Below are 22,930 nucleotides of genomic sequence, written 5' to 3' on the forward strand. Positions count from 1 at the left end.
GTGAGCGCAACGAATGGCCCACGGCTTTCGTGATTTGACTAAATAGGTTTCTGGCTTTCTGGCTCTCGGTCAGAACTTCTGCTTTGCCCGCTTCGGCATAAAATAGGTTCGGATATTGACGAGTGCTTCGGCGACGGCAGCAGCATCCTGGTGGGTCGCTTTCCGTTTTACCTCGCCGAGCTTGCGGATCGGCGCAATGATATCCCCAGTGACGGCATGACCTCGAAGGACAGGCTGCCAAAGCCTTGGCGCGTGTCGTGTTCCAATGAGAAAGCAGATGTCCCAATCAAATGGATCAAGGGTCTGATCATCGATCTGGGTGAACCTTGGCCGGTGGTCTTTCGGTCTCTCGGAAAGGCTTGCAGATATCCGATTATACTCTGCAACGATCGTCTGCACGGCCCGATGTTCGGTTGTTTCCATCGGCAGGTTTAGGGCATCCGGGCCGGTCAGTTCCGGGATCCATTGCCGTGGGTCGATGAACCTGGGGCCGATGATGAGGGCCGTAAGATAACCATCGAGTCTGCTCATTGACCAGATAGGCGATGGCGGACGACGTCTCCTGATAAAGGCTTCGAATGCGTCGTCATCGAGCTTCGGTCGCGGCGTCATCTCCTGGCTGTTCTGTGTCATGCCGCTTGTCGCTCCTGCTGTGTCATCGCTTCGCGTTCCGCCTTCCAGGCCCAAGGCAAAAGGCTCTCCATCTCGTTGGCTTTCACTTTGCCGGAGATGATGCGCTCCAGCACATCGGCAAGCCAGACGTCGGGGTCCACGCCGTTAAGCTTTGCCGTGTTCACGAGCGATGCCAGGACAGCGAAGGTCTTTCCACCCCGCTCGTTGCCCACGAATAATGAGTTCTTTCTCGTCAAAGCCACGGATTTCATGGAACGCTCGACGACATTGGAGTCCACCTCGATCCGGCCATCCTCTAGAAAGGCTGTCAATCCGCTCCAGTGGTTGAGCATGTAAGTGACTGCCTTGCCAAGTGCCGATTTCGACGACACCTCGTCGCTCAGTTCGGTGAGATGGACCTTCAGTTCTCTCATGATGGGAGCTGCCTCACGACGCCTGCCGCTAAGCCGGGTATCTTCATCTTCCCCTCGTAGTTTTGCTTCGATGCGATAGATTTCGGCAATCCTGGCAAGGATCGACAAGGCCTCCGAAGAGCCGGTCAGTTTGACGACGTCAACGAACTTTCGCCGTGCATGAGCGAGGCAGAAGGCCAGCCGCATGGGGGCAACGTTGCTCTTGCCGCGTCGTTTGACCATGGTTTTATAGGCTTGATATCCATCAACCTGAAGCACGCCGGCGAACGACGACAGTTGCCCCTCGATCTCGCGAGCGCTGCGGCTTTCGGCAAAAATGTAGGCCACCGCCGGCGGCGCCGGACCGTTCCATGGCCGATCGTCAACCGCTTGTGCCCATAACTGGCAGACCTTGGTTCGTTTGCGCCCCGGATCGAGGCGCGGAAGTGGCGTCTCGTCACAGAACACCCTCGGCTGCGAGCGGATGAAGGCGGTGAGTGCATCGTAGAGAAGTTCGAGCCACCAGGCGACCCGCGTGACCCATGCCCCGAGCGTACCGCGATCAATGATGACGCCGCAGGAGGCCAGCATCTGCGCCTGGCGATGCAGCGGCAAATGCCAGGCAAACTTCGAAACGGCGACATGGGCTGCAAACGCCGTGGTCACCATGCCGCCGTCCATGATGCGTGCTGGTGCGGGTGCTTGCACGATGCCACTCTCGCAAGCCCGGCATGCATAGCGTGGCCGGATCGTCCGTTTCACCCGGACTACTGCAGGCACGATGTCGAGCGCCTCGCTGACATCAGTGCCGATGCAATGAAGTTCGAACGAACAGCAGGGGCAAGTCTTGCTCGCTGGCTCGATGAGCTCGTCATAACGCGGAAGGTGTTTCGGCAAACGGCCGATATTGCGGGCTGGCGATCGCCGTGCCTGCGTTTTGTCTTCATCGACCGGCGCGACATCGTCATTGGCAGCAACGGGAATGTCGCCTAGATCGCCAAGATCGAGCATTGCCTGCGTTGGATCGATCGTCGTCATCTTCTCCGATTTCGTCCCGAAGAGCTGGCGCTCAAGGAAGGCAACGCGCGCCTTGAGATCGGCATTCTCTTCGTCGAGCGAGAGAATGATCCGGGTCAATTGCGCAGCATCCTGGGGCAAGGGATCGGGTCGAAGCGGCATGACAGACCCTACCACACGGGTCTGAATCTTCAAGCAAAACCAATAGGATCAGCCTGCTTTTGAGGGCCTCCTCACCGCGTTTCGTTTGACGCGCGTCCAGTCAATGCCGGCCAGCAAAAGCGAGAACTCCTGGGCACTCATCTGCATAGCGCCATCGCGGATCGGAGGCCAAACGAACTTGCCCGCCTCCAACCACTTCGTCGCTAGGATCATGCCTGATCCGTCCCAATAAATGCAGCGAAGCCGATCAAGACGCTTGGCGCGGAACACGAACACGTCGCCACAATAGGGATCGGCCGCAAGGGCTGACGCCACCAAAGCTACCAGGCCATTCATGCCGCGCCGGAAGTCGACGGGTTGCGTCGCAACCATGATCTTCACGCCATTTGGCGAAACTCCGATCACCGGCGCCCTCGCAACGCCGCTACCATCGCCTGCGCCAGTTCAGGCGCTACCGAGCCGATGACCGTCATGCGTGCGCCCGCAATCTCGATCTCAATTCGGCCAGCGAGAACCTCTGGGGCATTCGATGGCGAGCCTTCGTGTCGTGCGCCATCCCCAACCACTGTCACCGGCACGAACACGGCAGGCGGCAAACTAGTCTTTGCCGACCGTTGAGAGGTTAGTCCGGCTTCCCGTCGCCACACATTCAGCAAGCCGCGATTGACGCCCCAGCGCCTCGCAACAGCCGAAATGTTCACTTCAGGTTCTGCGCTCTCCGCGAGAATCCGCGCCTTCTCCTCGTCAGTCCAATTCCGCCGCTGCCGCCGACCGGTGATCACCTCGATCCGCCGATACTTTCCCTCATGCCTGGCTTCATGCATGCCTTCATCCATGACTTCAAGCATGGCATCAGCGCGATCTCCAACCATCCCGGTCCACTCCTATCAATGATAGAGCTTATCTCGAGGCCTCATTCACAAAAGAAAAGGTGGGCTGTTCGTCGCGCTCACCATCGTTCGCGCGCCGTGGTTTTACGGCCCCAACCAGCCGCCAAGGCAAACGCTCTTTTTCAAGATGGTCAAGGACGGTAGGTTTCCTATCGTTGGATCGGGACGCAACCGCCGCTCGATGGGCTACACGGATAACCTCGCCCAAGGCGTGCTTCTTGCCGCAGCTCATGAGCAGGCGGCCGGAGAGATATTCTGGCTTGCAGACGAGACGCCCTACTCCATGAACGAAATTATCGACGTTGTCGGAAAAGTACTGCGCGAAGATTTCGGCATGACGGTCAAGCCTAACCAGCTTCATCTACCAGCCGTCGTCGGCGACGTCGCAAGGATGGTGGACGTGACTCTCCAGCATGCTGGCATCTATCTCCAGCAAATCCACGTTCTGTCCGAAATGAACAAAACAATAGCTTGCGATATCACCAAAGCCAGAAACGTACTCGGTTACATGCCCAAGATCGCTTTGCGCGACGGCATGCGACTTTCGATCGATTGGTGCCTCAAGCACGGTCAGGCAATTTAAGACATATCAAAGAATACGGAGACGACTATTGCTGGTACAAATTTCCCCTGTGATCTCCAGCACACTCGTTTCGATGACAATAGGATATGCAATAGGATTGCCTGTTTCGAAGTACTTCGAAAGCAATATCCGGATGCGCTTGCTTATAGCCCCGGTCATCGGATTAGGAATATTCGGCGCTGCAGGTGTTTCCGTTTTTCACTTGTTACCTTTAACCGCCAGCAATCTGATCCTGATCGTTGTTGCGTTGTTCGCTGTCGCACTCTGGTTATCGAAAGGGGCCATCGAGCCACTCTTTCGCTCGCCGACCAGTCCAAGTTTGTCCTGGTTGGCTGTTGCATTTCTCCTTTGTCTTTTGCCAACGTTCGCGATCATTCCGCAGCATTATGGTGAGAGCGTCGGCGTAGGTTACCCGATCTGGGATCATGCGAAAATTGCCATCGTAAATGAAATAGCTCAAAACGGGTTGCCTCCCGCTAATCCATTCCCAAGCCGGAACTCCGCCCACTCTTATTTACTACTACGTCTGGCACTTCATCGCGGCATGTTCGTCCGTCGTCACAGGTGCGAGCGGCTGGGAGGCAGACATTGCGCTTACCGGCCTGACGGCATTGTTCTCGACGTCTGTAGTGTTGTGGCTGGCGGTTGCCCGAAGCAGAAGTGCGAATGCAGCGTGGTGGGTACTCCCGCTCTTGCTCGCCGGTTCGCTGAAGTCAATCGTGCGATTTGCCTCCGGAAAGTGGCTTGACACATGGATGGCACACGAACACGGACTCCAAACGTGGATCGTTCAGGCCGCGTGGGTACCCCAGCATCTATTTTCCGGAACCCTGACGTTGATTATCGTCCTGGCGTACTTGCGAATTCTATATTGTGACGCCGGGGGTAATCTGGTTCTCGCAGCGTTTATGGGTGCAATGTTGGCTTCTGCTTATGGAAGCTCGATGTGGGCGGGCGGCTTTTCGCTGCTATCGATATTACCCATTATCGGGGCGCTGTCGGTTCCGCATGTGCTAAGGGCCAAGCGACTGCTGGAAGTTGCCATTTCACTTTCGAGCGCTGTTACCATAGCCGCACTATGTGCAGGTGTCCTGGTTCGTGAACAATCCTCCATTATACACGCGAGAAAAGTCGTGGCGTTTTGGGTTTTTCCGATATTTCTTGGCGGAAATTGGTTTTATGATGTTCCCGGGTTCTGGGCGGTTTTGCTCCTTCTTGAATTCGGCGTTGTATTTTTGGCATTTATCATCTGGAGTTTTTCTATCGTTTCAGACGAGACGATCAGGCGTCCACATATTGACCGCGCGATAATTGTCGCGGTGATTGCTCCGCTGTTTTGCACACAGTTCCTTCATAGTGTCATTATGTATAATGATCTAGGATGGCGTGTCCTCATTCCATCGCTGCTTCTTATGACGGCAATGACTGCTGCACTTTTCTCCACACGCATCGAAAAAAACACGCTGGTCGGGCGCCTAACAACGATGACCGCAATTATATTTCTGGTCCCCTCAATTTTAGCTGGCGCCCAATGCGTATACGCGGCCAACTTCAAATTTCGAGTTGAGGGACCTGAGACAGAGGAGGGCATAGCTTTCAAGGCATCTCCTGAGATGTGGAAAGCTGTCCGTCAGGTGACTCCATCGGCTGAAGCAGTCGCCAATAACCCGCTTGATCTGGCAAGTGTAACGCGTTGGCCAGGAAACATTGCCTGGGCGGTTTTGTCACAGAGACGAAATTGCGGAACGCCGCTGGGGCTCTTGCGCGCCTATGCTGCTCAACTCACACCTGAGCAAGCATCAGGCGTTTATGAATTCTTCGTGGATGCCTTCGAAGGCAATGCCACTGAAGATCAACTCAGAGTTATGAAGGAAAAATATCTCTGCAAGACTCTTGTCGTGACTTCAAGAGATGGGTTGTGGGGCAAACCGGTACTGGACAACAATTCGGTTTACAAGCTTGTGTCCGAGGAAAAGGGCAAGTGGCGCATCTATCGATAATGCGCCCTGCTGCGAGTTCGCGCGCTGTGTCTGACTAAAATTATAAGGCTACTCAGCTCAATGTTTGTAACCTACTTTGGTCTCCACCATTTGCCTTCAACGTCTATCTGTTGCGGCTGATTGGGCGCGCTCTTTAACGGAATGACTGAGTGCCGCTTCTGCGACCCGGAATGCCAGGGCCATGATCGTCATTTAGGGGTTAACGCCGGGTGCCTCCGGAATGAGGCTGCCATCAGCGACAAAGAGATTTTCGACGCCTCGCACGCGTCCGTAGCTGTCGACGGCGCAAACATCCCGATGCTCGCCGGGCGGGCAGCTGGAAAACAGGTGTACGGTCATCAAATTGGTCTGCCGCTTGGGCAGGGGATTGTCCCAGAATTCGTGCACCTGATCAGGGCTTGTCCAGCCCTCATGGCCGAATATGTTCGGGAAGACCTTACGGGCACCGGCCGCGAACATGACCTGGCCCAGACGGGTGAGAATCTGGCCCAAAGCGATCCAGTCCTCAGGAGCGAGCGTGAAGCGGACAAGTGGCTCATTGATACCGGGAAGAGGTCTCACTGCGCCCACTCCCCGTGGTCGTATCATGCCGTAATATGAGCCGCAAAAGCGCCAATGCTGCATCAGGTCGCCGCGATTGATCCAATCTCCCGCAAGCGAGAGGCCAAACAGCGCAGGCGTGAACACCGACCCGCCGATCCGCTGTTCCGGCATGAATTCGGTGACCGCTGTCAACGGAAGGCGCGACCGATGTGCATCAACAGGCTCATCAAACAGCGCCGTTGCCTTGATTGTCGGATGAACGCGGAGCGTATTGCCGATGCGTTCACGCAGGCCAGAGCGACGCAAGATCGCCGGTGTGTGAATTGCTCCTGCGCAGACAAACACCATGCCGGCCTTTACACGTATCGAACGACCTTGGCCAGCCACATCCCACGAGCGGGCGATGACTTCCGTGGCGCGCCCGTTAACAAGACGTATCTTGGCCACACGTGTTTGCGCAAAAAGCCGCATGCCGCGGTCTATCGCCTTTGGCAGGAGGGTCACCGCCATGGACTGTTTGGCGCCGCTCGGACAAACAAAAGCACAACGATTAGCACCCTTGCAGCCACGCTGGCCCCGTTTCAGCTCCGACACTTCCCAGCCGAGCACATCGCCCCCTTGCCGCAAAATATCGGTGGCACGTCCGACCGGACCCGGAGTGAGACTTGCATTTACCGTCGCAACGGCTCGCTGGTAATATTGCGTCAATTCGTCCGGTGTAAAATTCTCGATCTTGTAGACCTTGCGCCATTGATCGATGAGGTAGTTATCGGCTCGTTGGGCAATGGCACTGTTGATTTCTGTTCCTCCCCCAACGCATCGGCCTTCTGCATACGCAATCGGAGGCTGTCCAAACGCGGCGGTCAATCCTCCACTGCGCCAAGCTGCCGCGAAGGCTTCGCTTGCGACAGGAGACGCCGATGATGATGGGACATGTTTGCCTTCTTCCAGCATAACCACTGACAAACCGCTAGCTGTCAGTACATCTGCCACGCTGGCCCCGCCCGCACCGGAGCCAATAATAACCGCATCCGCTTCCAGTTGCAGCTCACTACTTAGGCGAAAAGTGCCTCTCATACTCAAGCCTTTTAACTCGGTTCAGAGCCTGCGTCCTCAACAGTTTCTCGGCCACAGGTGTCTGTTCATAGAATGCAAGCAGGGTCATTGAGCGGTAAAGGAGCACGACTGAGCCCACCGGACCCGGAAATCTTTGCAGGAGATGATAAAACCTTTCTGCGCGGCGGTTTCGTGCTAAGGGACCGCCCGCGCCGACGGAAATAAACACAATGCAGAAGCTCAGGAAAAGCGAAGCGCTTTTCACCGGCAGACGAATATGAAAAGGGGCAATAGCAATGGCGCGAGTGACGCTGCTTGCGACTTGCGTTATCACCATTGGCTTTTCTTCCCCATCAAGTAATGGCCATATAGGCGTCATTGTCTCTACGAGCATTCGATCGAATGCCATTTCAGTTCCCTCGAGCCAGAAAGATGATGCCAGCCAAGACAAGGGCAAGACCGATCCATTTGTGCGGGTGGAATGGTTCTCCGAAAACGCAGTACGACGCAACCATCAGCATCGCGAATCCGGAGCCTGCCATAATCGGATAAGCGATGGACACTTCCATCGAATCGAGAGCCTTTGCGAACAAGACGACGTTGACACCATAAAATGTCAGTCCACCCATGAAGCCGATTGATATAAACTGGTCGGCCACTCCGGCGTCGGCGGGCAGCGAGGCCCTGCTCCATTTCAGCAACATATTGCCGATACAGGAATTCAGGGCCGCAGCAAAAACAAGGACCATTGGCAGCGCGTTCATGTCGGGATCATCCGCAATATGCGTGGAACCAGTGCTAGCATCTGCTGCTTGACCGGCGACCTATGATGTGACGCCACGCCTTCAGACAGAGCCTCCCTGTTTGACCGGTACCAATCATAGGATTCCGTAATCATCCGGGAATTTGAATATCTCGGTGCATAGCCAAGTTCCTTCTGCGCTTTTGAAATGTCGAAATACATGGATCGGCCATACATCAGCGAATGGTATGGCCCCAGCGGAGAAAGGCCGAGCATACTCGCCATATTCGCTGCCAGCGCCGTCGGTCCCATAGGGATGGATTTAATTCGGCTCCCGGTTCCGGCGTGATTGATTAAACCCTGGAGAAGTTCACGCATTGTACCGAATTCGGCAGCACCAATATTGTATACGGCAAAGCCTCTTACATTCGACGCTGCGATGCATGCCCATGCCAGATCATCCGAGTGCACGAACTGATACTTGTTGTTCCCGCCAGCCAGCACTGGAACATCGAATCCCCGTTCAATCCAGTCAAAAAGGATTTGAACGACGCCCAAGCGCCCATGTCCGAGGATAGTGCGAGGACGCACAATTGCCACATCCAGACCATGGCGCTGCATTGCTTTCTTACAGATAAGTTCACCCGCAAGCTTCGCGCGACCATAATCTTCCGCCGGATCCGGTTCTGTTTTTTCTGTTACGGGGTTCGAATCCGGCGCGCCAAAGACTGCGCTTGAGGACGTATAGACGAACTTTTCCACTCCAGCGGCAACGGATGCGTCAACAATGATCTGAGTGCCGTCCCTGTTGACCGACCAGAATAGATCTATTTCCTTAGCCAGAGGGACTTGCGCAACGTTGTGAAAAACCTTTCCGATGCCGGTCACTGCTTGTTTTGCAGCATCTCTGTCCAGAATTGTGCCCTTGAGAAACTCAAGATTTGGATGGCTCATGCTTGGAGGGTTCAGATCGAAGACGCGAACGGAGGCTCCTTGCTCGAGCAGCTGTTTGCTCAACAATTCCCCGAAGTATCCGGAACCGCCGGTAACTAGAGCTGTGTTCAATTTTCCCGACTCAAAAAGTTTGACGGCACCTCGAGATATCCGCTACAAGCAATCCCTGCAAATGCAGTTAGCCTCGCAGCAGACCACTCTCCCAAGCTGCAACGGTGGTCCTTAGGATCGTTGTGAGAACGTGCAAAAGTCATGCCGGGGCGTTCCTCGCCGATATTAACTCTTGGTGGCTTCGTCGACCTGTCGTACGCCGCCGCGTCTAAAGCAATACATTCCAGTGGCGATGCGGCGAACACGCGGAATCTCGATTTGCCATCCAGCATCGCGTTGCTGCGAATTGCTCGCCGGCAGATTGGCCGCAACAGGGCAGCTCTGTTGCCCCGCCACAAGGCCCAAAAAGGGCTGCCGCGAACTCCTTGCGTATTCGTAACCGCTCCTGTCCTAGAATAAGCCTTTAGAGCGCACGCAAGCCCGCTCAATGGCCAGCAACTTTGCTAAGCCCGCTTTGGAGAAAAGTCGCCGTCTTTGACTGGCTAGTTGAAGCTCTCTTATAGGCTGATTGGTCTGTCTGTCGTATGTTTCGACGTGGCACTGTTCCAGGTATTCGCACGAATATGAGCACTTGACCTAACCCTAATACAGTCGCTCAACGGCCGAGGATTGATGAGCCAATCCTTTACGAGAACCCTCATACGTGTTGCCCACCATTGATGTGGATTTCAGCACCATTGATATAGGACGAGGCAGGCGTGCAGAGGAAATAAATCGACTCGGCGATCTCAGACGGGTCGCCGAGACGTCCCATTGGTACTTGGCTGCTAACGAGTTTGTCCGTGCCGTCCGACAGGATCGACGTCTCTATCTCGCCCGGGGCTATGGCATTAGCGCGAACCCCCTGTCCAGCAAACTCATGAGCAATTTCCCTGGTGAGTGCCGCGAGACCTGCTTTAGAGGCTGCATACGCAGCGCCTGCGAAAGGGTGAACGCGAGCGCCGGCGATCGAAGTTATGTTCACGATGGAGCCCTTGCCCAACTCAAGCTCGGGAAGAAGGCCACGCACGAGCAAAGCCGTGGAAACGAGATTAACGTGCAGTACTTGTGTCCAAGTGCGCGAATCAGTGCCAAGCACGCCTAGCCGGCTCTGGTTCGGACCTTTCGGCGAGATACCCGCATTGTTGACGAGCGCATGAAGCTTGCCGGCTGGAAGTCGGCTTCGTACCTCTTCGGCAAGATCGTCTATCTTATCGATTTGCGCTAAATCTGCCTGGATGTGGCTCTCGCGTGCGGCTGGGCATGCGCAGTCCTCTGAAAAGGGGAGACGAGAAACTGTAAGGATTCTCCATCCTCGCTCTTGAAACAGTTTCACTGTCGCGTGCCCGATACCTCGGCTCGCTCCTGTCAAAAGCATGATGAGCTGCTCATTCATCAGTAGGGCCCTTCAGATCTTCGTTAAAACGTTAAACGGTGAAGCACGTAGCTTGCCATACGACCACTCGTTTTTAAAACAATGATGGCGTTCATAGTGCAATGTTCAATGTGCGACATTGTCGAGGCTGGGACGCTGCGCTTAATCAAGACGAAGAACGCCTGGTCGTCAAAATTTCCTCTCGCAAAAGCGATATGGTTGATCTCACCCTCGTAGCCGATGCACTTTCGCTGGAGACAGCGACGCCCTAAGCCTTGTCTTGCCGCCACCCGGTAGAGACGGGGCTATCTTCGGTGGACGGGAATGGCCCTATCGCCTTTGCCTTGGTTTTTGCGTCTGCTTTTTGTGTTTCAGTCTCGCGGTTTGTTTGCTTCTCCGCCCGCAGATCCTGTTGGATCTGTCGCTGGCGCTCAATCTCAGGCGACGGTTCACGTTGTCCGGAATGGGTTTGGATTGATTTTGATCGACGGCGCGCTTGGCACAGGCGGCGGCCGCGGCCGCCGCCTGCATTCGAACGCGTGATCCTCCCCACTCGTCGAACTCGTCGCCAACGCGTGGGATTACCTCCATCGAAAGACGTTTTGACAGGTATCGTGCCAGCTTTCCCATTTCGCTCGATGAACCTCTGCGTTTCTGCGAAGCCGCATGCATTAGGCTACAATTTAGCGCGTAACACATAGCTAGCGCTCCTCGTCGTGGGTCAGTTGGCACATTGATTGCTTGATTGCTCTACAAGCAGCCGCGGCTGTCGATCTTCGGACGGCGACCTGGGAGGCCCGGCGCGTTGCTGGACTTGGCGCCCACGTGGAGGATATCATGATCATCGAACATCCCGCGGCGGTCCGCGGCAAGATACCATTTTACCGCCATCTCTATGTTCAGGTCCTGGCGGCGATCGCCGCGGGTATCCTGGTCGGGCATTTCTATCCTGAGCTCGGCACTCAGCTGAAGCCGCTTGGCGACGCCTTCATCAAGCTCGTTAAGATGATCATCGCGCCGGTCATCTTCCTGACGGTCGCGACCGGCATTGCCGGCATGAGCGATCTCGCCAAGGTCGGCCGCGTTGCCGGCAAAGCGATGATCTACTTCCTGACCTTCTCGAGCCTCGCGCTCGTCGTCGGCCTCATCGTCGCCAATGTCGTGCAGCCGGGTGTGGGGATGCATATCGACCCTGCTTCACTCGATAGTAAGGCGATCAGCACCTATGCGGAAAAGGCGCATGAGCAGTCGATCGCTGGCTTCCTGATGAACATCATTCCGACGACGCTGACGAGCGCCTTTGCCGACGGCGACATCCTGCAGGTCCTGTTCATCTCGGTGCTCTTCGGCATCTCGCTCGCCATGGTCGGCAAGAAGGCCGAGCCGATTGTCGATTTCCTGCAGGCGCTGACGCTGCCGATCTTCCGGCTGGTGGCGATCCTGATGAAGGCTGCTCCGATCGGTGCCCTCGGCGCCATGGCGTTCACTATCGGCAAATACGGCCTCGCCTCGATCGCCAACCTCGCCATGCTGATCGGCACCTTCTATCTCACCTCGTTCTTGTTTGTCTTCGTCGTACTCGGCGCTGTGGCGCGCTACAACGGCTTCTCGATCATGGCGCTCATCCGCTACATCAAGGAGGAGCTGCTCCTCGTTCTCGGCACTTCGTCCTCGGAAGCCGCACTGCCGGGCCTCATGAACAAGATGGAGAAGGCTGGCTGCAAGCGTTCGGTCGTCGGCCTCGTCATTCCGACCGGCTATTCGTTCAACCTCGACGGCACCAACATCTATATGACGCTGGCGGCGCTTTTCATCGCCCAGGCGACCGACACCCCGCTTTCCTACGGCAATCAGATCCTGCTCTTGCTCGTCGCTATGCTGAGTTCAAAGGGTGCTGCCGGCATCACCGGCGCAGGCTTCATCACGCTCGCCGCGACGCTTTCGGTCGTTCCGTCCGTACCGGTCGCCGGCATGGCGCTGATCCTCGGCATCGACCGCTTCATGTCCGAATGCCGCGCAATGACCAATATTGTCGGTAACGCGGTCGCGACGGTGGTCGTGGCGAAGTGGGAAGGCGAGCTCCACCAGGCGCAGCTTCGCGCCGCGCTTGCAGGCGAAGCGCCGATTGAGACCAAAGCGACGTCCGCCCAGCCAGCTGAATAATGCCTCCAGGGCAACTGCCGCACACCAGTGCGGATTAGCGCGGTCTGGTTTTCCAGATCGCGCTCTTTTTTGTTTTTCCACCAGCGAGGACTCCTTGGCTGCCAAATGCCGTTCAAGCGCCTGCGCCGCCTTAGAGCGTCGGAACGAAACCGACGCCAGGCGCCATGCTCCTCAAACGTCTTTGATCTCAAAGCATTTGCCAATGATATTTGGCCGTTCGCTATGGCCTGTTGCATCAACCCACCCATCACCGCGCGGCGAAGTACCCTCGCCCGCGCCACGGTGCGTACAGTGAAGCGCATCGGTTCCCCACATGGCCTGCAGGCGGAGTGCATGAGGGAGGTTTGCGAAATCAGCCAACACCATGACGTCCGCCTCCCCCTCACGGACTCGAGCTGTCTATTCTGCCATACCCATGGCAAACACGTTCCATCAGCTCCTTCGCGTTCCAACAAACCGTGGCGGAATAGAAGCTGTAACCACAACGCCCACATGGAACCTGCGCCGCGGGCCGCGCCGCCATCGTTGGTTGATTTCCCCTGCCCGCTTTCCTAAGAAGACGCTCGTCGCAGCGACCACTTCGGTTTGTCGGGTCCGCGACACGATGCCGTTCGACCTGGTTCGTACTTCACTCTCATTTGCATCGTTGATAACGCACCGATAGTTTTTCCATGGGCGCCTCTTCGCGTAGCTGCCATGACTCGTGAGAAAATTGCGGCGTCGTTCCCGAACAGAATCGCGATCAAGCATAACGCTGAAGAACTCACATAGGCAGGTTGCGAGTGCGGTCGGACAGCATTGCAAGCACCCTGCCGCGGCGGCGAGGGTACTGTCGTGGGCCATTGCGGTGAACGAAACGCCAATTGGGAAGCCACAGAACGGCTTCCGATGGCGAACTGATGCCCGGACAGGTTTGCTTACGCCTCGATATCAAGCCGATGTTTTAGTGCTCTTGGAAAAGCTGAACCTACGGGGACCATCGCAACGTGAGATTCAGTTCCCGCACGGCCGTCCCTTACCGCGCCGCCAACCGCAACGATCACCACCGCCTCATGGAAATCGAAGGTTTGACCACCTAGTCTCAACTAGTGGCCGGTGGTATGAGATCGGCAGGGTTAGATTCCTGTCGTAAGCTGCTGCGTACTGGGCCCCCGCGATAACCAAAATTGCCAATCGTTGTTGCCAACGGATCGTGTCTTCATAAGCTATGACCGATCCCGGTGATCTGGACAGAGGCCGAATCAATGCGAACAATACGACAGCGGATGAACCATGCGTATGTAGGGACTATGCCAGTGAGACTGGATTTTAGATGAAAAAGCAGTCTAACTTAGCTAACCGAGGTTTCCATGCAGGTTACAATCCATAACGCCAAGACGAACCTGTCCAAACTTATTGAGGCGGCGAAGGCTGGCGAAGAAGTTGTCATCGCCAAGGGTAAGACTCCTGTTGCCCGGATCGTTGCCATCACGCAAAACAGGTTCACCATCGGGCTACTGAAAGACAAGGTCACAGGAGATGGACCAGATTTCTTCGAGCCTATGAGTGAGGATGAATTGGCGCTTTGGGAAGGGGCAGAGTGACGGCTGTATTGCTCGACACTCACACATGGGCATGGACGCTGACCGGCGATTCGCGTTTATCTGCCAAAGCAACCGCGCTAATTACGGACGCCGACAGCGTTTTCGTCAGTCCGATAAGCTTCTTCGAGATCGGACAGAAGGTTCGTATCGGCAAGTGGCCGGAGATGGAGCCATTCATCAACCATTTGCCGAGCTTGCTGGTAGAACAAGGCGGCAGAGTTGCCGCACTGGCGCCGGAGATTTGTTTGAAAGTGGCGACTCTTGCGTGGGAACATCGCGACCCGTTCGACCGTCTTTTGGCAGCCAGTGCGTTGGATTTTGGGACGGCGTTGATTTCAGCGGACGAGGTGTTTGACACGCTCCCCGCCGTTAAACGTTTGTGGTGAACTTCAAATCCCCATTGGTCACTGCTGGAAAGTCGGAGGTCCATTTGTTATGATCCGCCGATGCTTTGCGTAACTTGTCTTAACCCACTGCCATTTATTTCACGTGATTGAAGATTGACTGCGTTTTTGAGACAAACAGATAAGAAAGCAGCAATGATAGCCGAGCGAAAGCGATTTTTGGACCAGGTGCGTCCGGTCGATCGGCTGGTGGGCATCAGCGACCTGTCCGAGGCGACAAACGCGTACGCTGGTTTACCAAGAAGATGGAGCTCTGCCCTTGGGTAGAGAGCCTGGCCCCGATTTTAATGCACGGGGTAAAATACAGGATCGACACTTCAGCCCAGTACTTTTTGGCCGATAGCGATCTTAGAAGTCGACGCTGAGGGTGGCATCTGTCCAAAGAAGGGAAAAGGCGCGGGCCTCGTGCTTCCCTGGTACGACACCGGCATGGGGCACCACCGACAGAAATTAACATTGATTTCGTTGATGAATTTCACTCAACCGAAGCAGGCGCTGTTTTTTGTGGGGCAAAAAATGTTGCCGCTGCGACAACATGGGCCATTCATTTGATCTATCGCGGCACCACATTTGGTGTAGTGTGATTTCTGTTCCATTGGCTTGTCCGGCAGGTAGCCTAGTGGTATCCATTTTGTAACGAGCTGAGGGCAAAACAGCTTGGGCCAAGGGAAGCAGAACAAAATTGGGAACTTACCAATTCTAAAACAGTTTGTTTTAGGCTTGGTTCGCAACTCTTTTTAAGGGGTCACTGGAATGTCGAACGATATCGATCAAGTCGTAAGGGCCATTAGAGCGGCCGGAGGCACGATACGTCCATCCGAGCTGGCGAAGGCCGTTCACCAGGACAAGCGGACTTTGCAGCGCGCTGTTCAATCTGCGCTGGACAAAGGCTATATCGAAATCGACAGCCGGATGCGGCTTACCTTGGGTCGGGTGTCCGAAGCCGCCTAAGCATGTGGACAGCTAACGATCGTTCGAAGCGTTTTTACGAAGCTACCAAAACCGACCAACGGAATGACTTCGAAAGAGATCGCGACCGAATACTTTACTCTACCGCCTTTCACCGTCTCGCCGGAATTACGCAAGTGGTGCGCGCCGGCGAGCAGGAAGTTTTTCACAACAGGCAGCAGCACACCCTGAAGGTTGCACAAGTTGGGCGACGCCTAGCTCAACGCTGCATCGATGAGTATCCAAAATTCGCTAGCGTGATCGACGCAGAGGTGGTGGAAGCTGCTTGCCTCGCGCACGACTTGGGGCATCCGCCATTCGGCCACGTGGGTGAATCGTTGCTGGATCAGCTAGTCTCCGGTGACGATCAGGACGGTTTCGAAGGCAACGCCCAGACCTTTCGAATTCTCACCACCCTCGCGCTCAGATTTCCAGAACATAATGGCCTTAATTTAACGAGAGCTACGCTCGCAGCCACACTAAAATATCCCTGGCTGCGTGATCGCAAGGACAAGAACAAAACCTTTAAGTGGTCTGCCTACAAGGTTGATGCAGAGGCCTTTGTTTTCGTCCGTAAATTCCATGGTGGCGACAAGAGGACAGTCGAGGCGGCGCTCATGGATTGGGCGGATGATATCGCCTACTCAGTGCACGACCTAGAGGATTTCCATCGCTGCGGGGCCATACCTTGGATTGAGGTCTTCGGAGCGCACGACCAAATTGTCGACGCCGCCGCCGAAAAATGGCATAACGCGCCGCCTAATGCGGAGCAGCTATTGTCCGACTCTCTGCACCGGCTCTTCGAGTTCTTTAACCAGTTTTACGACAGTCTTCTTTACGAGCGTTACGTAGGTAGCAAGGATCAGCGCCTACAGCTCAGAAATCTCACTTCCACACTAATTGGCCGTTTTATCAAAGCTGCGGAGGTGGTGTCGCCGGAAGAAGTCAGGATTGGTGAAGACGAGCAGACGACGGTCATCCTATTAAAGCAGATCTTCAGAGAGTTCATCATTAAAAGCCCGCCACTAATCGCCCAGCAGCACGGTCAAAAGAACATTCTGCGATCTCTATATGAGGCAATATACTCAGAATCGAAGGGCACTTATCCGACATTTCTCCCCGTGAAGCTTCGCTATCTTTGGGAGATAGCAGAGGAAAACGTAGCGAGATTTACGGCTGACTGTGTAGCTAGCCTGACCGAGAAGGAGGTCGTAGGAATGTACGGCCGCCTCTACGGCACGTCTGATAGCTCAGTCCTAGATCCTATCGTCCGATAGAGCCCCTACTCCCCTCCTTTATCCACACAGGGCGGGGTGTTCCCCCCGTCTCGGCGGGCAAAAGGGGATAGGCGACCTCTGGTACCTTTCCGGTCAGCGAATTAAGGAAGGCAACGATCAGGTCGACTTCTTCTTCCTTCAATGCTTCGCCGAGCTGGGTGGTCCCCATGATGGCGACGGCCTGTTTGAGATCCCAAACCTTACCCGAATGAAAGTAAGGTGCCGTGAGTGCTACGTTGCGCAGCGGAGCTGCGCGGAAAACATATAAATCGTCGGATGTATTGGTGACGGCAAAACGGCCCTTGTCTTTTTCCGGCAGGACGCCGACGCTGGGCTTTTCAACAATGCCAAAACGGTGATAGCCATTCCCACCAACGTTGGTACCGGCATGGCAGGACTAGCAGCCTTTTTCCATGAAAAGCGTCAGGCCCTGTTTCTGTTCGGAAGTCATTGCGGCGTCATCGCCATTGAGAAAGGCATCGAATGGAGCCGGCGTGACAAGTGTCGCCTCAAAGGCTTCGATTGCCTTGGCGAAGTTGTCGAAGGTGACGGGATCGGCGTCACCCGCGAAAGCTGCACTAAACCACTCGACATATTGCGGCATCGATTTGAGCGTGGCAATGACTTGACCCGGTGTGTTGGCCATTTCGACACTGGCTTGGACCGGCCCCTTGGCCTGAGCCTTCAGGTCTTCGGCGCGACCGTCCCAGAACTGCGCGATATTGAAGACAGCGTTCAGTGCCGTCGGCGCGTTGCGCGGTCCCTTCTGCCAACCATGGCCGATCGAGGTTTCAAGATTGTCGTCGCCCCCAGTGGCCAGGTTGTGGCACGAGTTGCATGAGAAAACGCCTGACGCCGAGACGCGTGGATCGAAGAACAGTGCCTTGCCTAGGACGATTTTCTCCGGTGTGATCGGGTTGTTGACGACTGCCGGCGTGGTGGATGGCAACGCCTTGAAGGTAGCCAGCGCCATTGCTCTGAGGTCTGCGGGGATCGGATCCGCAGTAAAGGCGGTGGTCGCCATCAAGGCGGCAGCCATCGTAGTGAACAGGATTTTGATGGGCCGCAAACCGAGCACATCGAGAGCTTCGATCACAACGAGGTTCGCAAGTCCTCGGGCCTTACCGGCCGCCGATGCTGATGGAGAAGTCGGCCAGGCGGCTTGCCTGCAGGCCGCCTTCCTTCCCTGCGAAGAATTGCGGTTCTTTGTCGCTGATAGCGGAATAGGCCAGGCCCAGCCGGCTCTGAGCTAATATGGGACGCGGATTTCCTGCGCCAGTGAATCCATTTCATCATGAATCATCAGCCCCTCCCGCAGTTGCCGTGACAGCGCCTTTATGGACATCGAGGATCTCGCCGGGTTGGAACGAATGTAGAGTTGGGCGTCCGCGCGAGGGAACCGCGGCAAGCTCCTGTGCAGCCTTCGCTCGACTATTCCTGTACGACCTCTTAATTCGTCTGCATCGGGATCGTCCTACTGGAGAAAGATCGGATGCAGGCCCCGGCGGCGGAAAGCAATTTTCTGACATTTCGACATTCTCCGCACATTATCGTTGCTCTTGCGCACCTGCAAATGGCTCCGCGCAAAATGCCTGCCAAAAACAAAACTCTCTTTTTTGATACAGCGCAATCGATCTAACCCGCCGTCTTGCATGTCCGACATTGTGATACATCGGACATGCTACGCGACATGGAACCGAGATTTGCAATTGACGTCAGAGAAAGCACCAGGCGGGCGATGAAGTATCGCCGCGGAAGTGAGATCATCATTGCTACGCATGACGGGCGCGGCCGGTTCGACCCGCTCGGGGACGAAAAAGGCCACGTGTTTTCCCTGATGTCGCGTCTGGAACGCGTCGGGTTTCACGAGGGTTGCCAGCGCATCGCCGCGCTGATCGGCCTCCGACCACCGGTGCCGGCGTGGCAGGGGTCAAAAGGCGATTGAGGTGTTGAGATTCCCGCCAGGCAGCGGGCAGCATGGGCTCGTGCTGCAGACGAGGCCAAGAATCTGTTGAAGGAGAAGCGGCCGTCGCAGGCGTGCAGTTCTGCACCAGGAACTCAAGAGAGCATTCGAGGATCCTAAACAACATCGGCGGTGCATCGACAGCGGCATAGTTACTCGCGGCGCTTCCACCCTATATCCACTATCCACCGTCGTAATATCTGTGCATACATAACGTCCATGTCTGACACCGCCAATTCATCCTTGTCCCGTCATGTTGCTGCTGCTTTCGGTGGAGGGGCCATTATTGGCGCTCTCGGCGGCCTCGTCGGCCTTGGTGGCGCCGAGTTTCGACTTCCGATCCTGATTGGATTCTTCAATTTCGCGGCCCTTGAGGCGGTCATTCTCAACAAGGCCATGAGCCTCGTCGTCGTCGCGACCGCGCTGCCCTTTCGCGCTGGAACCGTGCCATTTAGTGTTATCGCCGACAATTGGCCGATCGTAGTCAATCTTCTCGCGGGCAGCCTGATCGGCGCTTGGTTCGGGGCGGGCTGGGCGACGAGGCTTCGATCAGAGACCCTTTACAAGGTCATTGCGATCATACTCGTGGCCATCGCGATTGTCCTGGTCCTCGGGCACGCCGCGACAGCGGGCCAGCCATTGTTAACGGGAGCGGTCCAACTTGTCGCAGGGGTGATTGCAGGCTTCATGATCGGCATCGTCGCGGCATTGCTCGGCGTCGCCGGAGGTGAACTGCTGATCCCAACGCTTGTCCTTCTGTTTGGGGCGGAAGTCAAACTCGCCGGTAGTCTCTCACTCGCCGTCAGTCTGCCGACTATGCTGGTGAGCTTCACGCGATACAGCCGGGATCAGAGCTTCTCGGTGATCGGCCGGAACAAGACGTTCATGCTGGTGATGGCGGCAGGATCGATCGTTGGCACATTTATCGGCGGTCTACTGCTCGGCATTGTTCCGAATGCGATATTGCTTCCGGCCTTGGCAATCATTCTTCTGATCTCTGCGGTGAAGGTGTGGCGGCACTAGCTGCGCAACTCTGTAGCTGATCCCAACCCGCACAAAGAACGAGAGCGCAGGCCTGGCCTGCCGCGCTGGGCTCCATACCGGCGTGGTCGGAGCGCGCGACGCCCGGCGCGTCCGCGCAACGGCTTGTCGCCGTCCTCCTTGCGCTGGTGCTGATTACTCAAGGTCCTGAAGAACGACCCCAGGGCCATCTTCACCGCCGCGAGCAAGGCGCAGCAAGCGGCTGATTGGATGCATGCGCAGCAGCCCCAGGCGAAGAAGATGGCAGGTGAGCAGTACCATCTTCATCGCGGGGGAATTTAAAGCTCCCGCACACTGTTTTGTGAAAGCCGTAACATTGGAATGCAGCTATGGCTACGTCATCCTGGCTGCTGCTGACCTACAAAGTCCCGCCCGAACCCGGTGCAAAGCGGGTCGCAGGTATCTGCAGAACGGGGTTTGCCTGCTCCCCAAGACCGACGACCACGTCCGCGGTCTGAAGATGATCGAGAATTGGCGTCTCCGAGATGGAGAATCCGTGATCTTGGAAACGGTCGCGGTCGATCGGCTCCAGGAAGAGAAAGTCATCGCCAGATTCCAGGCTGACCGAGACGAGGCCTGTCGGAAGTTCATCGACAAGTGCGGGGATTTCGATGCGGAGATCACTACGAACGGGCAGCGGACCACTTCACCTACGCCGAGCTTGAGGATAATGACGTCGATCTGAAGAACCTCCAAGGCTGCTCTGTAAACTCGACTTTATGGCGCAGCTCTTAGAGCCGAGGCTGAAGAATGAATGGCCTGCGAGGCATTGCTCGACACCTATGCCAGCAGGTGACGCACACGAGGAGAACCGCTAATTGGAGCCACACTCTAGAGGGACGGGCGGCCAAGAAAAGCATCGAATGCGGCAGCGACACCGCGAAGCGCAAAGCGACATTCCTGCCGCACACGGATTAAACCATCGTCGACATCAACTATCCCGTCCTCCGCCAGAATGTCCAACTGCTTAGCTGAACTACGCAAATGGATCGGATCAAATCCGTGAGCCGTACAGATTGCTGGTACGTCTGCCTCTAAGTAGCACATGAGTTGCTCGATGATTGCGGCCCGTACGCGATCTTCGATGGTTAGACGATAGCCTCTTGACGTCGCTAGGTGGCCGGACGCAATGGGTCGGTTATAAAAGCTTTGTGTGAGTTCGTTTTGAACGTAACCCTCGCGGCAACGACCGATGGCCGACGCGCCGAAGCCAATCACAGTTTGGCGCGTTTCGGCGGAGTACCCAAGCGAATTGCGCCGCAGACGACCTGTTCTGTGCGCTAGTGCAAGCTCATCATGCGGCAAGGCGAAATGGTCGAGCCCGATTTGCAGATAGCCGGCTGCAACTAGAGTATCGGCCATGACTGAGGCCTGCTCAGCGCGCGCGGCTAAATCGGGCAGCGCTGATCTGTCAATCAATCGCTGATTTTTTCTATAGGACGGAACGTGAGAATAAGCGAAAACCGCGAGGCGGTCGGGACGCATCGCAATAGCTAACAACGCGCTCTGGCGACAGGACTGGACTGTTTGATACGGCAGACCAAACATCAGGTCGAGATTGATGCGCCCTACTCCATGCAGGCGCAGGTTTTCGACGGCAGTCATCACTTGCGCCTCGCTCTGAACCCGGTTGATCGCTTTTTGTACGATGGGATCGAAGCTCTGCACACCGACGCTTGCGCGGTTTACACCGGCTTTTTCTAAGGCTTCGGCCATATCGATGGTGAACGTGCGGGGGTCGACCTCGATAGCGATGTTTGCCGCGTTCTCCAACGCAAAACAGCCGCGCAGGAGTTCCATTAGCGACAGGAAGTCTGCCGGCGGCATGATGGTCGGGGATCCGCCACCGAAGTGCACGTCCCTCACCGGTAGTGCCTGTGGCGTTTGTTCCGCGACCACCCGGATCTCCTCACGCAACCCTGCTAAATAATTGATGATCAAAGTATCCAGACGAGTGATGCTAGTCGGAAAACCACAATACCAGCACATCGAGCGGCAGAATGGAATGTGAAGATAGAGCGAAACAGCGTCATCAGCTTCTAGGCTTCTCAGCCATTGCTCATAAGTGTGGGCGCCGACTTCTGAAGAAAACTCCTGTATCGTTGGGTAGATGGTATACCAAGGCAAATGCGCCCCACTATATTTTTTCGAGACGAAAATCGATGACTCCGCGCGCAATGACTTTCGTCTCCAGTCCGGCTTGTCATGTCCAGATCTCACGTCTGGTCTTCCTTCGATCAAATGAAGTTCTGCGCTTAAGGGGAGTGCTTTTCGTCGCCAGGCATCAAGGCGTCCCCTCGTGGAAAGCCGGACGCGCGCGTTCCCGCCGCCTTTAAATCGGAGAGGCAAAGGTCATGCCAGCCAAGTTGAAGATCCAGGACTTGCGTATCATCGAAGTCGCTAAAACGAGCTGTCCTTGGTTTAGATGCCGAAAGACATTTAAGCTCAAATGCCATTATGGCGGCATTCGGATTGTGACGTCCATGACCGAACGCTGAAATCCAATCGCAACGTTATACTTTTGACAACGTCCGACATAGGACAATGGCTCCGCGCATATCATCTTATTGGCATGATACATGCGTAACCCTGCCGCCGCACGTGCAACTTCAAGCGAGGCTGCCGACAACGCGTGCTTGTCTACGACGGCAATGGAGAACACTGCGAATTTGGCCCATGTCACCTTGGAAAACAGCGTGGATGCGTTGGTCCACTTTGCTGGTGTGCAGCTGTGGCCGACCTTGCCAAATATGCATCTGACAGGGTGGGACTTCGCATTCGTCTGATTGCATTATCTGCCACGTCGCATCATCTGGGCCATGCCACGCGCACGTTGCGGTCCGTCTTATTAGATTGGGCTTTCCCTGGTCTCGACGGCAATCCTACCCTGGCAAGTCCTTCATAAAGCCATTGCGACAGTGGCTGTCGACTCCTGGTCAGGACGTTCATTCAGAACCCTTAGTCGGGTTTGTCGTGCTTGAGACGGTGATGTGCGGTTTGGCACGTCGCAGCGCTCTGGGGGGCAGCCATTGAATAGCATGCAGAACAGTTCTCTGATGCTCTTCGCTCTTTCTGCATTGGCACGAATCTTGAACCTTTTTATTGCGCGCCGCC

General features: G+C 55.8%; 21 protein-coding genes and 2 pseudogenes. 11 read left to right on the top strand and 12 right to left on the bottom strand.

The window, feature by feature from the left end; translation table 11 throughout:
* Positions 1-69 precede the first annotated feature (69 nt).
* Genes AS026_RS03310 through tnpA form a run of 4 tightly spaced genes read right to left on the bottom strand, consistent with a single transcriptional unit; the run spans position 70 to position 3,076 of the window.
* The gene (locus tag AS026_RS03310) at positions 70-633 is read right to left on the bottom strand and encodes a UPF0149 family protein (protein WP_062368490.1); all 564 of its coding nucleotides are present in this window, start codon (positions 631-633) and stop codon (positions 70-72) included.
* The gene (tnpC, locus tag AS026_RS03315; protein ID WP_028749712.1) at positions 630-2,204 is read right to left on the bottom strand and encodes an IS66 family transposase; all 1,575 of its coding nucleotides are present in this window, start codon (positions 2,202-2,204) and stop codon (positions 630-632) included. Before tnpC ends, AS026_RS03310 begins: the two co-directional genes overlap by 4 nt.
* 48 nt (positions 2,205-2,252) lie before the next feature.
* On the bottom strand, positions 2,253-2,609 hold the full coding sequence (gene tnpB / locus AS026_RS03320) for an IS66 family insertion sequence element accessory protein TnpB (protein WP_028749713.1): 357 nt from the start codon (positions 2,607-2,609) through the stop codon (positions 2,253-2,255).
* The gene (gene tnpA, locus AS026_RS03325; protein WP_062368489.1) at positions 2,606-3,076 is read right to left on the bottom strand and encodes an IS66-like element accessory protein TnpA; all 471 of its coding nucleotides are present in this window, start codon (positions 3,074-3,076) and stop codon (positions 2,606-2,608) included. The genes tnpB and tnpA overlap by 4 nt, the downstream gene beginning before the upstream one ends.
* Before the next feature lie 199 nt (positions 3,077-3,275).
* Between tnpA and AS026_RS03330 the strand changes: the two genes are divergently transcribed.
* From AS026_RS03330 to AS026_RS42945, 3 genes are read left to right on the top strand one after another with little or no spacing between them, the layout of a single operon-like run.
* A complete protein-coding gene (locus tag AS026_RS03330) occupies positions 3,276-3,677 on the top strand; it encodes an NAD-dependent epimerase/dehydratase family protein (RefSeq protein ID WP_245307305.1) in 402 nt (133 codons plus the stop codon).
* Positions 3,678-3,705: 28 nt separating this feature from the next.
* Positions 3,706-4,425, top strand: coding sequence for a hypothetical protein (locus tag AS026_RS42940; RefSeq protein ID WP_235777080.1), 720 nt, complete (start codon positions 3,706-3,708; stop codon positions 4,423-4,425).
* Between the two features lie 7 nt (positions 4,426-4,432).
* Positions 4,433-5,677 (top strand): hypothetical protein, encoded by a 1,245-nt coding sequence (locus AS026_RS42945; protein WP_235777081.1) that lies wholly within the window; start codon positions 4,433-4,435, stop codon positions 5,675-5,677.
* Positions 5,678-5,869: 192 nt separating this feature from the next.
* Here AS026_RS42945 and AS026_RS03340 read toward each other — a convergent pair whose 3' ends face one another.
* The 5 genes from AS026_RS03340 to AS026_RS03360 all read right to left on the bottom strand — a co-directional run bounded on the left by AS026_RS03340 (position 5,870) and on the right by AS026_RS03360 (position 10,458).
* The gene (locus AS026_RS03340) at positions 5,870-7,297 is read right to left on the bottom strand and encodes a GMC family oxidoreductase (protein WP_062368632.1); all 1,428 of its coding nucleotides are present in this window, start codon (positions 7,295-7,297) and stop codon (positions 5,870-5,872) included.
* Positions 7,272-7,685, bottom strand: a complete 414-nt coding sequence (locus AS026_RS03345; protein ID WP_007539792.1) for a hypothetical protein — start codon at positions 7,683-7,685, stop codon at positions 7,272-7,274. The genes AS026_RS03340 and AS026_RS03345 overlap by 26 nt, the downstream gene beginning before the upstream one ends.
* A gap of 1 nt (position 7,686) precedes the next feature.
* Positions 7,687-8,040 (bottom strand): DMT family transporter, encoded by a 354-nt coding sequence (locus AS026_RS03350; protein ID WP_007539790.1) that lies wholly within the window; start codon positions 8,038-8,040, stop codon positions 7,687-7,689.
* Positions 8,037-9,083, bottom strand: coding sequence for an NAD-dependent epimerase/dehydratase family protein (locus AS026_RS03355; RefSeq protein ID WP_007539789.1), 1,047 nt, complete (start codon positions 9,081-9,083; stop codon positions 8,037-8,039). The genes AS026_RS03350 and AS026_RS03355 overlap by 4 nt, the downstream gene beginning before the upstream one ends.
* Positions 9,084-9,720: 637 nt before the next feature.
* Complete coding sequence (locus tag AS026_RS03360; protein ID WP_007539786.1) at positions 9,721-10,458, bottom strand: SDR family NAD(P)-dependent oxidoreductase; 738 nt, start codon at positions 10,456-10,458, stop codon at positions 9,721-9,723.
* Positions 10,459-11,274: 816 nt separating this feature from the next.
* Here AS026_RS03360 and AS026_RS03370 point away from each other — a divergent pair.
* The 5 genes from AS026_RS03370 (at position 11,275) to AS026_RS03395 (ending at position 16,812) form a co-directional block, all read left to right on the top strand.
* Entirely contained in the window at positions 11,275-12,600 is a 1,326-nt protein-coding gene (locus tag AS026_RS03370) for a dicarboxylate/amino acid:cation symporter (protein ID WP_007539780.1), read from the top strand.
* A gap of 1,349 nt (positions 12,601-13,949) precedes the next feature.
* Positions 13,950-14,183: a type II toxin-antitoxin system Phd/YefM family antitoxin gene (locus AS026_RS03380; protein ID WP_007539778.1), complete on the top strand. Its 234-nt coding sequence runs from the start codon at positions 13,950-13,952 to the stop codon at positions 14,181-14,183.
* Positions 14,180-14,569: a type II toxin-antitoxin system VapC family toxin gene (locus tag AS026_RS03385; RefSeq protein WP_007539776.1), complete on the top strand. Its 390-nt coding sequence runs from the start codon at positions 14,180-14,182 to the stop codon at positions 14,567-14,569. The genes AS026_RS03380 and AS026_RS03385 overlap by 4 nt, the downstream gene beginning before the upstream one ends.
* Positions 14,570-15,340: 771 nt before the next feature.
* The gene (locus tag AS026_RS03390) at positions 15,341-15,538 is read left to right on the top strand and encodes a MarR family transcriptional regulator (RefSeq protein WP_028746991.1); all 198 of its coding nucleotides are present in this window, start codon (positions 15,341-15,343) and stop codon (positions 15,536-15,538) included.
* A 2-nt stretch (positions 15,539-15,540) separates the two neighbouring features.
* Positions 15,541-16,812, top strand: a complete 1,272-nt coding sequence (locus AS026_RS03395; RefSeq protein WP_028746992.1) for a deoxyguanosinetriphosphate triphosphohydrolase family protein — start codon at positions 15,541-15,543, stop codon at positions 16,810-16,812.
* Here the strand turns inward: AS026_RS03395 and AS026_RS03400 are convergent.
* Positions 16,799-17,851, bottom strand: a pseudogene (locus AS026_RS03400) (cytochrome-c peroxidase). The gene AS026_RS03395 and the pseudogene AS026_RS03400 sit on opposite strands and share 14 nt — an antisense overlap.
* Positions 17,852-18,550: 699 nt before the next feature.
* On the opposite strand from AS026_RS03400, the gene AS026_RS03405 reads away from it, so the two are divergent.
* The 3 genes from AS026_RS03405 (at position 18,551) to AS026_RS03415 (ending at position 20,501) form a co-directional block, all read left to right on the top strand.
* Entirely contained in the window at positions 18,551-18,757 is a 207-nt protein-coding gene (locus tag AS026_RS03405) for a hypothetical protein (protein ID WP_040679123.1), read from the top strand.
* A 237-nt stretch (positions 18,758-18,994) separates the two neighbouring features.
* The gene (locus AS026_RS03410) at positions 18,995-19,798 is read left to right on the top strand and encodes a sulfite exporter TauE/SafE family protein (RefSeq protein WP_007539760.1); all 804 of its coding nucleotides are present in this window, start codon (positions 18,995-18,997) and stop codon (positions 19,796-19,798) included.
* Between the two features lie 265 nt (positions 19,799-20,063).
* Positions 20,064-20,501, top strand: coding sequence for a Chromate resistance protein ChrB (locus AS026_RS03415; protein WP_341872178.1), 438 nt, complete (start codon positions 20,064-20,066; stop codon positions 20,499-20,501).
* A gap of 146 nt (positions 20,502-20,647) precedes the next feature.
* Here the strand turns inward: AS026_RS03415 and hemN are convergent, their stop codons facing one another.
* Together hemN and AS026_RS44390 are read right to left on the bottom strand one after the other, a co-directional pair.
* Entirely contained in the window at positions 20,648-21,994 is a 1,347-nt protein-coding gene (hemN, locus tag AS026_RS03420) for an oxygen-independent coproporphyrinogen III oxidase (RefSeq protein WP_028746993.1), read from the bottom strand.
* A 625-nt stretch (positions 21,995-22,619) separates the two neighbouring features.
* Positions 22,620-22,738 (bottom strand): annotated as a pseudogene (locus tag AS026_RS44390) (IS110 family RNA-guided transposase); the annotation flags it as partial.
* Between the last annotated feature and the right edge of the window lie 192 nt (positions 22,739-22,930).

Source organism: Rhizobium altiplani (assembly GCF_001542405.1).
Lineage (GTDB): Bacteria > Pseudomonadota > Alphaproteobacteria > Rhizobiales > Rhizobiaceae > Rhizobium > Rhizobium altiplani.